Origin of the sequence: Vreelandella aquamarina, assembly GCF_900110265.1 — a bacterium.
Lineage (GTDB): Bacteria > Pseudomonadota > Gammaproteobacteria > Pseudomonadales > Halomonadaceae > Vreelandella > Vreelandella aquamarina.
Genome location: NZ_FODB01000077.1, coordinates 1 through 12,133 on the forward strand (window position 1 = coordinate 1; position 12,133 = coordinate 12,133).

Sequence of the window (12,133 nt, forward strand, 5' to 3'; positions counted from 1 at the left end):
ACCCTCAGGAATAGCGCCAGTCAAGGCGCTGCGCGCCATGCCTGGCGCACAATGAAACACCGCTGACGCGGGGCGTCAGCGGTGTTTGGCTGGGGGGATAAGTGATTGGTTAAGGCGTTTGCCGTGCGCGATGGATGCGTCGTGCGAGAAAGAGAAGCTCGATGGTGGCAAACAGAATCAAGCTGTAGCCGAGTAGTTCGATGGCCTCTTCGGCAATGTCTTTAAAGTCGCGAATGTAGCTCTCTTCAAGCACGGCGCGCCAAAAATCCTGACGTCCATATAGATGAGAAAAGATATAAGTGACCAGGACACCTGCCGCGAACAGCCCAAATGAAAACGTATTGCTGTAGTAGCGGAACTCATCCAGGAAACGCTGACGATGAATAATGACCCAGGCAAGGCTCGGTAGCACAATCAGCGCCACTACAAACTTCCAGGTGTTATCCGCTACGTAATAGTCCAGAAAGTAATCTTGCTCGCGTACGAGCGAAGCGGACACAAACGCCAAGAGCAGCAGTGTTACCGTTGGCCAGATCTTCAGCACTTGTCGAATATAAATAAGCAGCGCGCAGCAGCTAGCCAATATCAACGTTTGGGTAAACTCTGTGAACCCAAGCTCGGTATAGCGCACCTCAGGTAGATACAACACCTCTAGGAAGCCACCTTGAGCAATGCCGCCAATCGCTAGCGTGTAGAGCGTGGCACGAAGTAGCGCGGTGCGAAAGCTAATCGCCCAGGGGGGAGATGGTGACATACCAGTGTCCTTATCGGAGATAAAATGTTACGGGAGGCAAACAAACATGCAGGGGTGAATGTTCATTATATCGTCACCTTTCTATGCTCGCACGTCTAACTAGCTGAGAATTGCTCGACGGCTAGCCGGTTAGGCTACAAAGTAACGCTACAAGCGTAATAATTACCTCTCGGGGCAGGCACTTTTATGGCAATTAGTGTGTTTGATCTGTTTCGGATTGGCATTGGCCCATCCAGCTCACATACCGTTGGGCCCATGCGGGCAGCGCGAGATTTCGTCATGGCGCTGACAGCGCCCAAGGTCAGCCGTGTTGTGGTAAGGCTGCACGGCTCGCTGGCAGCGACCGGTGTCGGTCACGGCACTGATAATGCCGTGGTGATGGGGTTGATGGGCGAGACGCCAGAGGCGGTTGACCTTGATACTATCGCCGAGCGCTTAGCCGCATTGGATAACAGCGAGCCATTGAGGCTTCCCAACGGCCAAGCGCTAGCGTTTCAGCGCGCACGTGATATCGAGTGGGATGAGGCCTGCCTGCCGTTTCATCCTAACGCCATGGTACTCACGGCGTATGAAGGAGATACGGTGATCAGTACGAACACCTATTACTCCCTGGGCGGTGGATTTTATGTGGACCAGGCCTGCGCTGACCGAGGCGGGCTGGATGAAGACAAAACAGCGTTGCCTTATCCCTTTGAGTCAGCAAATGAGTTACTGACACTGTGCCAGCAGCACGGCCTAAGCATCAGCGAGCTGATGTTAGAAAACGAGAAAGCTTGGCGTAGCGAAGCCGCGATACGTGACGAATTACTCACCATCTGGCACGCCATGCGCCAGAGTATTGATAATGGCCTGGAGGCCACCGGGCGCCTACCGGGCGGCTTAAATGTCCGCCGCCGCGCCCATTCACTGCATCAGCAACTGCTCTCGCCGCCCGACAATCAGCGCCTGATTGTGACCAGCTTTACCGTGATGGACTGGGTCAACCTGTTTGCGCTAGCAGTGAACGAAGAGAATGCCGCTGGTAAGCGGATGGTGACCGCGCCTACCAACGGTGCCGCGGGTATCGTGCCCGCCGTGCTGGCGTACTATCTAAAGTTCGAGCCGGACGCCTGCGATGCCGATGTAGTGAATTTTTTGCTGACTGCCGGTGCCATGGGCATTCTATGCAAAAAGAACGCTTCAATTTCCGGCGCTGAAGTAGGCTGTCAGGGGGAGGTGGGCTCTGCCTGCGCCATGGCGGCGGCCGGGCTGGCCGAAGTGCTGGGCGGTACGCCGCGGCAGGTAGAAAACGCTGCGGAAATTGGCCTGGAGCATAACCTGGGGCTGACCTGTGACCCGGTGGCGGGGCTAGTGCAGGTCCCCTGTATCGAGCGCAATGCCATTGCGTCGGTCAAGGCCATCAATGCCGCCCGTATGGCGCTGCATGGTGATGGCGACCACTTCGTCTCGCTGGATAAAGTGATCAAGACCATGCGCGATACCGGACGCGACATGCAGGACAAATACAAGGAGACCTCCAAGGGAGGGCTCGCGGTCAACGCCATCGAGTGTTAGTCCGGCTGCGCGTGTCAGGCCTGGGGCAGGGTGCGGCCGATATTGGCCACCAGATAGTCCACCAGTTGACGAATCTTGGGTGACAAGTGGCGGTGGCGCGGGTAGACCGCCCACACCGCCGTACGGTGGTGCTGGAAGGGTTCCAGCACCGAGATCAGTTCACCACTGGCCAGATGCGGAGCGACGTAGTAATCCGGCAACTGAGCCAGGCCCAGCCCTTTCAGGGCTGCATCCAGCAGGGCAGGCCCCGAGTTGCTGCTCCAGCACCCCTCTACCTTGACCTCTCGCCGCTGACCGTGCACTTCGAACAGCCAGTTGGGGCGCGACCCCAGCAGGCAGCGGTGTTGGCTCAGCTCGCCCAGCGTGTGGGGACGGGGCGCCTGACGAAAATAGGCGCTTGAGCCCACTACGTACTCCCGCCGCTCACACAACCGTCGGGCAATCAGGCTAGAGTCTTTTAGCACGCCCATTCGGATGGCAATGTCGTACCCCTCTTCGATCAGCTCGACCGGGCGATTGGTAAAGTGCATGTGTACTTCCAACTGGGGGTGTAGACGCTGGAAGTCGTTGACCAGCGGGGCAACGTAGCGCTCGCCGAAAGTCGTTGCCGAGGTCAGTTTTAGTAGCCCATGGGGTTTGGCCTGCAGCTCGCTGATCGCCTGCTCGGCATCACGCAGCCCATCGAACAAATGGCGGCAGTGCTCCACGTAAAGCGCCCCCGCATCGGTCAGCCGAATCTGCCGCGTGGTGCGGTAGAGTAGCTGCACGCCTAGCTGGTTCTCTAGCTGGCTGACCAAACGGCTGATATGCGAGGTAGAGACTTTGAGGTGTCGAGCGGCGGCGGAAAAGGTGCCCAGCCTGACCACCTCGACGAAGGCTTCGATACGATCCCAGCGCTGCATGGCGAACCCTTAATTAAAGAGATTGTTGCTCAGGAGCAATAATCTTGTGAGTGTATCCCGCTTTATCTTTCTCGCCTAGCTGACCTACACTTCAGGTCTATCTCGCGTTTTCATGGAGTGTTTGATGATGTCGATGATCTCTTCACGCTGGCCACGGCGTGCTTTGGTCCCACTCTGGGCCAGGTCGAGCAGAACTTACGCGCGTCGGGCTATACACCGGAACAGGTCGATACGATCTTGATGACCCACCTGCACCCGGACCATGTGTGCGGTTTGGTGGATGAGAACGGTGAGGCGGTCTATCCCAATGCCGAGCTGCGCGCCAGCGAAGGCGACGCTGACTTCTGGTTGGACGAAGAGCGCTCTCAAGCGCTTCCAGAGGAGGAGCGTGCCTTCTTTACCATGGCGCAAGAGGCCGTGGCGCCCTATCAAGAGGCTGGCCGATTCAGCCCCTTTGCGCCAGGCGATGAGCTGCTGATGGGCATCGTTGCGCGGGATGCTCACGGCCATACGCCGGGCCATGCGAGCTTTATGCTCAATAGTGGTGACGACGCCATGTTGGTATGGGGCGATGTCGTCCACAGCTACGGCGTGCAGTTTGCTGACCCAAGCGTTGCCATCGAATTCGATTCCGACCCCGAGCAAGCGGTACACACACGTGAAGCGGTGCTGGAGAGAGCGGTCGATGAGAAGCACTGGGTGGCCGGTGCTCACATGCCGTTCCCGGGCATCGGTCACATCGTCGAAGACGAAGAAGGCTACCGCTGGCTGCCCATTGAGTTTGCGCCTATCGCCCGCGATAGCGAGTAATCCACACCCTTGGTAAGTCGAGTGCGCCACGGCGTGCTCACTCACAGACATTTAAACGATAGTCAATAAACTTTAGCTAGGAGTGACCATGAAATCACGTGCTGCGGTTGCATTAGAAGCGGGTAAGCCGCTTGAGCTGGTTGAGATTGATGTTGAAGGCCCGAAGGCGGGAGAAGTGCTGGTGAAAATGGCCGCCACCAGCGTGTGTCACACAGACGCCTTTACGCTGTCCGGTGCCGACCCTGAGGGCAACTTCCCAGCCGTACTGGGCCACGAGGGCGCGGGCGTTGTTCAAGAAGTAGGCGAAGGTGTTACCAGCGTGAAACCTGGTGACCACGTTATTCCGCTCTACACCGCCGAGTGCGGCAAGTGTAAATTCTGCCTCTCAGGTAAAACCAACCTCTGTGGTAGCGTACGTGCGACCCAAGGTAAAGGTGTCATGCCAGACGGCACATCACGCTTCTCGCTAGACGGCAAAATGCTGCACCACTACATGGGCACCTCCACGTTTAGTGAGTACACCGTGTTGCCGGAAGTGTCGCTGGCGGTGGTCTCCAAAGAAGCGCCGATGGATAAAATCTGCCTGCTGGGCTGCGGTGTTACCACGGGTATTGGTGCCGTTATGAATACCGCGAAAGTAGAGCCCGGCTCTACCGTTGCCGTGTTCGGCTTGGGTGCCATTGGCTTGGCGGTGATTCAGGGGGCGGTGATGGCGAAAGCTTCTAAAATCATCGCGATTGATGTCAATCCAGACAAATTTGTGCTGGCCAAGCAGTTCGGCGCGACTGATTTCGTCAACCCCAAAGATTACAGTGACCCGATCCAGCAGGTCATCGTTGATATGACCGATGGCGGCGTCGACTACTCGTTTGAGTGTATCGGCAACGTCAACGTGATGCGTTCAGCGCTTGAGTGCTGCCACAAAGGCTGGGGTGAATCGATCATTGTCGGCGTGGCAGGCGCAGGCGAAGAGATCTCAACCCGTCCCTTCCAGCTGGTGACAGGCCGCGTTTGGAAAGGCTCGGCGTTCGGTGGTGTGAAAGGCCGTAGCGAGCTACCGGGCTACGTGGATCGCTATATGAATGGCGAGCTCAACATCGACGACTTTATCACCCACGATATGCCGTTTGAGAAGATCAACGAAGCTTTCGATCTGCTCCATGAAGGCAAGAGCATTCGTACCGTCCTGCATTACTGAGTATCATCTAGCGAAAGAAACCAGATAAACGAACGCGGTAGGGGAGACCCGCCGCGTTTTCATCTTCTGAAGGAGCCTGCCCCATGAGCATGAGTGAAACTTTAGAACTGGTGTCGGCCAACCGCAGCTGCGGCGGTTGGCACAAGCGCTACCGCCACTACTCCCGGGCGCTGGATTGCGACATGGTCTTCGCCGTGTACCTGCCACCCCAGGCAGAAAACGAGCGTGTTCCGCTGTTATGGTGGCTATCGGGCCTGACCTGCAACGACGAAAACTTTATGCAGAAGGCTGGCGCGCACCGCATTGCCGCCGAATTAGGCGTGGCGATTATCTGTCCGGATACCAGCCCGCGTGGCACCGATCTCCCCGGCGAGCACGATAGCTATGACCTTGGCTCCGGGGCGGGTTTCTACGTGAACGCCACCCAGGCGCCGTGGAAATCCAACTACCGTATGTACGATTACGTGATTGAAGAGTTACCGTCGGTGGTGCGCCAGCACTTCCCCGTTAATGGGCGCGAATCTATCAGCGGTCACTCCATGGGTGGCCATGGGGCGCTGATTCTTGCCCTGCGCCATCCTGGCCGGTTCCGTTCGGTCTCGGCCTTTGCGCCGATTGTGAACCCCATGAACTGCCCCTGGGGGCAAAAAGCGTTCACCAGCTATCTGGGTGATGACCAGTCCCGCTGGCGCCAGTACGACGCCTGCGAGCTAGTGGCCAACGGGGCGTCCCGCCAGCGGCTGTTTATCGACCAAGGCGAAGCGGACCAGTTCTTGGAAGAGCAGCTGATGCCCGAGCGTTTGGAAGCCGTGTGTGAAGAGCATGACCACCCGCTGACGCTGCGTCGCCAGCCAGGTTATGACCACAGCTACTTCTTTATCGCCTCGTTCATTGAGGACCATTTGCGCTATCATGCGGAACACCTCATGAAACGCTAAGGATTCCGAGATGCTCAATCGCGCGCTGCGCCGTTTTCTTCGTCTGTTATGGCGTCTTATCTGGCGTGGTGCGCTTGGCTTCGTGGTGCTCTCCGTTGCCCTGGTGCTGCTATTTCGCTTTGTTCCGCCACCGGGCTCCATGGTGATGGTTGAACGTAAGGTGCAAAGCTGGATAAACAGCGAACCGGTTGATATTCAGCGCCAGTGGCGTAGTTGGGAGAATCTCTCGAATAACGCCAAGCTGGCGGTGATTGCCGCCGAGGACCAACGCTTCCCGATTCATCGAGGTTTCGATGTGGTAGAGCTGCGTCGTGCCTGGGAGGCCAGCCGCGATGGCTCGAGGCTGCGGGGGGCCAGTACGCTCAGCCAGCAAACGGCCAAGAACGTTTTCCTATGGAGTGGGCGCAGCTGGCTGCGCAAAGGGCTGGAGGCCTGGTTCACCCTGCTGATCGAAACCTTCTGGAGCAAGCAGCGGATTCTGGAGGTGTACCTGAACGTGGCCGAGTGGGATACCGGGGTGTTTGGGCTGGAAGCTGCCGCCGACCACTACTTTGGTGCTTCCGGAAGTGCCTTGACCGAGAGGCAGGCAAGCCTGCTAGCCGCCATTTTACCCAATCCTCGGAATCGCAGTGCCTCTAGGCCCGACGCCCAGGTAGAGCGTCGCAGCCAATGGATTCGCCAGCAAATGCGTAATTTAGGCGGCACTTCCTATCTTGAACGGCTTTAATCGTTCACAACTAACGAACCATAGGTTTTTCTAGTCATACTTTTCCAGCGCCACGGTGGGCAGTTTGCCCACCTCTGGGCGGGCAAAGTAATAGCCTTGCTGCACGGCAATACCCAGCGCCAACAGGCAGCGCGACTCTTCCCGGGTCTCGACACCCTCCGCCACTAGCTGGGTACCCAGGGTGCGGGCCAGTGCCACCATGCTTTTCAGAATGGCTTGGCGGCGGCTATTGCTATCGCACTCCATCACCAGTTCGCGGTCGATTTTTAGCGTATCGGGGTGAAGGTCCGTCAGTAGGTCCAAGTTCGCGTAGCCGTTGCCGAAATCATCCAGCGACGTAGTAAAGCCCATACGGCGATAGCTGTCGATAATTGAGCCGCTCAGTTGGCCAGCCGACCCGGCGTGATGTCTCTAGCGTCGATTGAATGCAGGCTTCCGGCTCGTACACAGCATTAGGCAGAAAGTTAATCGAAAGCCGTTCAGTCATGCCCAGCTCGCTGGCAAGTTCGATTGCCTTTACCCGGCAAGCTTGATCAAAGCGGTACATTAGCTCATCGGTCACTTGACTGAGGATCGAAAAGGCCGACTCTCCGTTTATGCCACGCACTAATGCTTTGTAATAAACCACCTGCCGCTGAGTCACATCTACTATCGGTTGAAAGGCCATCGTAAACGAAAAGGGAACTGGGGTATCGCATCGGTTGCAAACGTCGTCGGCCCAGGCGCAGTGAGGTTGTGCAGTCATTTTTTCCAAGCCCTGGAAGATTCGTTTTTTTCGTATCGAATTATGTCGTCGAGGGGCGTACCACCATGACCACGCCGATAATGGCAATGACCATGCCTGCCAATCCCAGCAGCGGCAAACGCTCATCGAATAGCCACCACGCCTGAAGTGCCGTGACTGGAGGCACCAGATAAAAGAGACTTACTACACGAGAAGCCTCCCCCTTCTTTATCAAGGCCATCAATAGCAGGATAGCGGCAATTGAGAGAACCAGCACGAGCCAGCCAAGCGTTAGAATAAACGTCATACTCCACTCAACCTCGCGGCTTTCGAACAGTAGGGCGCCAAACCCTAAGAGCACACCAGCTGCTATGTACTGAATCACCGCGCCGGACAGCAAGGGCATACTGGTGCAGTAGCGCTTTTGATACAGCGTGCCAAGCGAGATACCCACTAGGGCAGCCATCACGCTCACCAATGCGCCCATCCCAAAGCCGCTAAAGAGCGTGCTGCCGAGTTCCAGCTTACTGCCCAGAACCAAGCTGATGCCGACCAATCCCAACAACAGGCCTAACCACTGCCGTCTGGTCAACCGCTCGCCGAGCAGCGGTCCTGCGCAGGCGGCGGTGAGGAGTGGCTGCAGGCCAACCAAAAGCGCGGCCAGACCCGCAGGCATGCCCCAATAGATACCGTAAAATACACCGCCTAAGTAGGTGCCATGAACCAGCAAACCCGATACCGCGATATGTTTCCATAACGTAGGTGATGAAGGCCATGAAATTCGCATTATCCATATCAAGGGAGTCAGTAGCAGTAGGGTGAGTACGAAGCGGAGGAACAAAAAGGTGAAGGGTTCGGCGTAAGGGAGGCCAAATTTTGCGCCAATAAAGCCCGTGCTCCATAAAAGAACGAAGATACCAGGCATGGCGGCAAGCCCGAGAGAGGCGGCGTCTTTTTCTTTTAAAGCATTGAAAATACTAGACATAATTCTCCTATAGCAGCATGAGTCGCTGCGTGAATAACTTATGTTTTGTTCTTTTTGTTACTTGATTTTACATAAAAGATTGAACCAGCGCCCAAACGACGCGTCACACTGGGCACATTCATAACGCGTCAATGAGGTTTCTTACCATGCAACGTATGACTGCTCTGTTCTCTGCTGCACTTCTTGCGACGGGTCTGATGGCGGGCACCGCTCACGCCCAACAAGCCGACGGTCAAGCGCAAGACCCAATGGCTACTCAACAAGCCCCGACTCAGGATTTTTCTGATCAGCAGCTACAGCAGTTCGCCGATGCTTCTCAAGAAATCGCCGTGATCTCGCAAGAGTACACCCAGCGTCTGCAGGAAGCAGAAGACGAAGCCACACAACAGGAAGTTCGCGCTGAAGCTAACGACCGCATGATCGAAGTCGTCGAAGATAGCGGCTTGGACGTCGACACGTTCAATGCTATCGGTCAATCCATCCAGCAAGATCCAGAAATGATGCAGCGCGTTCAAGAGATGGCTAACCAGTCATAAGCGCCATTTCTTAAGTGATTCATCTGAGGCTATGCGGATAGTGACAGATTTTCCTTAACGTGCGAAGTAACTGTCACGCCGCAAGCCGACCAAAGCCCAACGTACATGCGTTGGGCTTTTTTATTAGTCACCATTATTTATCACTACGCTTTCATTCCCCAAGGGTTGTCGATATTGGTTGTTCAAGACAAACTTAGCCCAGGATTGGCTGCCGGATAGCCAGCTAGAGAGACAAAGCGCCCAGCAGGAGAGCGTATGGACGTTGAGCTATTAGAAATACGCCAGCACATGGGGCAGTTTCCCCCGTTTGATGGTTTGTCGGATGAGCTGCTGGACGCGATTGCCGAGCAGGTAGAGGTAAGCTACTTCAAAACGGGCAGCGATATTCTGGAGCTCAACGATACCCTCGACGAGCTTTGCTACATTCGCAGCGGCGCAGTTGAAGTCTATCGCCGCCAAGGGGAGCTTTATAACCGCCTAGGCGAGGGGGATATTTTTGGCCACTTTAGCCTGCTGCGTAACCACAAGGTGCGTTTTCCCGCCAAAGCTATTGAAGATACCTTGATTTACTTTATTCCCAATGAGGTATTTCAACGGCTATGCGAAGAGGATGATGACTTCGCTGACTTCGTCGAGTTGGAGCGTCCTCGATTAGAGACCGCCGCCGAGCAGCAGAAGAAGTCTAACGACATGATGGTGACCCGTATTCGTAAGCTGGTCACCCGTTACCCGGTGATGGTCGAATCCACCACCAGCGTACAACAGGCGGCCAAGCAGATTAGCGATGCCCAGGCCTCTGCGGTGCTGGTGATTAATGAAGGTAGCGATAACCCCCGTTACAGCTTCCAGGACAGCGAAGGCAAAACCTGGCAGATGTGCGGTATTCTGACTGACAGCGATTTCCGTACCCGCGTGGTGGCTGAAGGGTTATCGTCCAGCACGCCTATTGGCGAGGTCGTGTCGGAACGGCTAATTACCGTGCAGTCTGATGCTTCAATATATGAAGCAATGCTGACTATGCTGCGTAACAACGTGCATCACCTGCCGGTGCTTTACCGCCAGCGCCCGGTGGGGGTCGTGCACCTTTCTGATATTATTCGCTATGAAACCCAGAGCGGTCTTTATCTGGTGAGCAATATCTTCAACCAGTCCAGCGCCCAGGGGCTTGCCAAGCTAGCGCCAGACGTACGCGCCGCCTTTGTGCGGATGGTACAGGAGGGGGCCAACTCACAAATGGTGGGCAGTGCGCTTTCCACTATTGGGCGTAGCTTTACTCGACGGTTGTTAGAACTGGCAGAAGATACCCTTGGGCCGCCGCCAGTGCCTTATTGCTATATGGTCAATGGCTCCATGGCGCGTAATGAGCAGAGCATTGTCACCGACCAGGATAATGCGCTGATTCTCTCTGATGACTTCGTCCCCGAAGAGCACGACGAGTACTTCCATGCCCTGGCGGCGTTCGTCAGCGATGGCTTGGCCGCCTGTGGCTACACCTATTGCAAGGGCGATGTGATGGCGACCAATCGCCAGTGGCGTCAGCCGCTGTCGGTATGGAAGCGCTACTTCCAGGACTGGATGGCGAACCCAACGCCCGAGAAGCTGCTGCACAGCTCGATATTTTTTGATCTGGATAGCGTCTATGGGGAAGACCTGTTCGTTGAAACGTTGCAGGATTTGATTGCCCAAACCGCTCCCAAGTCGCCGCTGTTCCTGGCGGCGATGGCGCGTAATGCGCTTAATCGCACGCCGCCTTTGGGGTTCTTCCGCACCTTCGTGATGGAAAAAGATGGCAAGCACAACAACTCCATCAACCTAAAGCGGCGCGGAACGGCACCGATGGTGGATTTGATTCGCGTGCATGCATTGGCCTGCGGTTCCAAAGCGCAAAACTCCTTCCAGCGCTTGGACGACATCAGCAAAACCCAGCTGCTAGCCACCGGGGTGAGTGACAAACTCAGCTATGCGCTCGAGTTCTTGTGCATGTCGCGGATCCGTCACCAAATGATCGACCTGCAGGAAGAGCGTGAGCCGGACAACAATATCGAGCCGGAGAACGTGGAAGATAGCGAACGCCATACCCTGAAAGACGCTTTTCAGGTGCTGAGCAATGCCCAGAAGTTTTTGAAGTTCCGCTATCCCGTTCCCACCCAACGGCAGGGGCGCTGATATGCACGGCATACGACCGCGCCAAAAAGTTACTCAGGCCGACTGGGCGAGTTATATGGAAGCCCGCGCTGAGCGAGCTCAAGATGAGATGTTGAAGCGCTTTTTCAACACGCCCATGCCTGATCCTGATACGCCCTTGTCAGAAGTGCCCATGGTGGCGCTGGATATGGAAACCACCGGACTCGATGAGCGACGCCATGCGATCGTCAGCATTGGCGTCGTGCCGTTTACGTTAGGGCGTATATCCATGGCTCAGCGCCGTTACTGGGTAGTGAAACCGCCCCGTCCGTTAGATGAGGAATCGATAGCGTATCACCACATCACGCACTCGGAGATTGCCGATGCGCCAGACTTGGATAGCGTGCTAGACGAGCTGTTGGCGGTGTTGGCCGGGCGGGTCGTGGTGGTTCACTTTCGTAATATCGAGCGACCTTTTCTCGATGCGGCGGTGAAGGCGCGCCGTGGTGAGGGGGTGTTGTTTCCCATGATCGATACCATGTCGTTGGAAGCGCGGTGGCATCGACAAACACTGTGGGCGCGCTTTCGCCGCTGGCTGGGGCGTCCGCCGGTATCGATTCGCCTCAACGCCAGCCGCGAGCGCTACGGCTTACCCGTTTACCAAGGCCACCATGCGCTCATTGATGCTCTTGCCACTGCCGAGCTTTTGCAGGCGCAAATCGCCAATCGCTATAGCCCTGAGACGCCTTTAAAAGCGCTGTGGTGTTAGCGCTCGCACCTTCTTTGATCGAGTAGGAGGGGGAGTCGCCTCCCCCGTCCTCTCACACCACCGGGCAAACGGATCCGTACCACGGCGGTTCCTGTCCCCCATTATCGGGCTG

11 protein-coding genes and 1 pseudogene are annotated in these 12,133 nt (G+C 56.3%); 8 read left to right on the plus strand and 4 right to left on the minus strand.

The window, feature by feature from the left end:
- Window positions 1-109: 109 nt before the first annotated feature.
- On the minus strand, window positions 110-754 hold the full coding sequence (locus BMY49_RS15850) for a hypothetical protein (protein ID WP_089676019.1): 645 nt from the start codon (window positions 752-754) through the stop codon (window positions 110-112).
- A gap of 186 nt (window positions 755-940) precedes the next feature.
- Between BMY49_RS15850 and BMY49_RS15855 the strand changes: the two genes are divergently transcribed.
- On the plus strand, window positions 941-2,308 hold the full coding sequence (locus tag BMY49_RS15855) for an L-serine ammonia-lyase (protein ID WP_089676020.1): 1,368 nt from the start codon (window positions 941-943) through the stop codon (window positions 2,306-2,308).
- A 14-nt stretch (window positions 2,309-2,322) separates the two neighbouring features.
- On the opposite strand, the gene BMY49_RS15860 is transcribed toward BMY49_RS15855, so the two are convergent.
- Window positions 2,323-3,210, minus strand: coding sequence for a LysR family transcriptional regulator (locus BMY49_RS15860; RefSeq protein WP_058577504.1), 888 nt, complete (start codon window positions 3,208-3,210; stop codon window positions 2,323-2,325).
- A gap of 117 nt (window positions 3,211-3,327) precedes the next feature.
- On the opposite strand from BMY49_RS15860, the gene BMY49_RS15865 reads away from it, so the two are divergent.
- From BMY49_RS15865 to mtgA, 4 genes are all read left to right on the plus strand, one after another.
- Window positions 3,328-4,020 (plus strand): MBL fold metallo-hydrolase, encoded by a 693-nt coding sequence (locus tag BMY49_RS15865; protein ID WP_244154989.1) that lies wholly within the window; start codon window positions 3,328-3,330, stop codon window positions 4,018-4,020.
- An 88-nt stretch (window positions 4,021-4,108) separates the two neighbouring features.
- Window positions 4,109-5,218 (plus strand): S-(hydroxymethyl)glutathione dehydrogenase/class III alcohol dehydrogenase, encoded by a 1,110-nt coding sequence (locus BMY49_RS15870; RefSeq protein WP_058577505.1) that lies wholly within the window; start codon window positions 4,109-4,111, stop codon window positions 5,216-5,218.
- Between the two features lie 83 nt (window positions 5,219-5,301).
- The gene (gene fghA / locus BMY49_RS15875; RefSeq protein ID WP_062373955.1) at window positions 5,302-6,156 is read left to right on the plus strand and encodes an S-formylglutathione hydrolase; all 855 of its coding nucleotides are present in this window, start codon (window positions 5,302-5,304) and stop codon (window positions 6,154-6,156) included.
- Window positions 6,157-6,166: 10 nt separating this feature from the next.
- Window positions 6,167-6,883, plus strand: a complete 717-nt coding sequence (gene mtgA / locus BMY49_RS15880) for a monofunctional biosynthetic peptidoglycan transglycosylase (RefSeq protein ID WP_062373953.1) — start codon at window positions 6,167-6,169, stop codon at window positions 6,881-6,883.
- Between the two features lie 30 nt (window positions 6,884-6,913).
- On the opposite strand, the pseudogene BMY49_RS15885 reads toward mtgA, so the two are convergent.
- Both BMY49_RS15885 and BMY49_RS15890 read right to left on the minus strand, forming a co-directional pair.
- Window positions 6,914-7,754: pseudogene (locus BMY49_RS15885) on the minus strand (EAL domain-containing protein).
- Window positions 7,669-8,592: a DMT family transporter gene (locus BMY49_RS15890; RefSeq protein ID WP_089676021.1), complete on the minus strand. Its 924-nt coding sequence runs from the start codon at window positions 8,590-8,592 to the stop codon at window positions 7,669-7,671. The pseudogene BMY49_RS15885 and the gene BMY49_RS15890 overlap by 86 nt, the downstream one beginning before the upstream one ends.
- Before the next feature lie 146 nt (window positions 8,593-8,738).
- Between BMY49_RS15890 and BMY49_RS15895 the strand changes: the two genes are divergently transcribed.
- The 3 genes from BMY49_RS15895 to BMY49_RS15905 all read left to right on the plus strand — a co-directional run bounded on the left by BMY49_RS15895 (window position 8,739) and on the right by BMY49_RS15905 (window position 12,021).
- Window positions 8,739-9,128, plus strand: a complete 390-nt coding sequence (locus BMY49_RS15895; protein WP_054641526.1) for a DUF4168 domain-containing protein — start codon at window positions 8,739-8,741, stop codon at window positions 9,126-9,128.
- Between the two features lie 255 nt (window positions 9,129-9,383).
- The gene (locus BMY49_RS15900) at window positions 9,384-11,294 is read left to right on the plus strand and encodes a DUF294 nucleotidyltransferase-like domain-containing protein (RefSeq protein WP_089676022.1); all 1,911 of its coding nucleotides are present in this window, start codon (window positions 9,384-9,386) and stop codon (window positions 11,292-11,294) included.
- 1 nt (window position 11,295) lies between these two features.
- A complete protein-coding gene (locus BMY49_RS15905) occupies window positions 11,296-12,021 on the plus strand; it encodes a 3'-5' exonuclease (protein WP_058577508.1) in 726 nt (241 codons plus the stop codon).
- The last annotated feature ends 112 nt before the right edge of the window (window positions 12,022-12,133 follow it).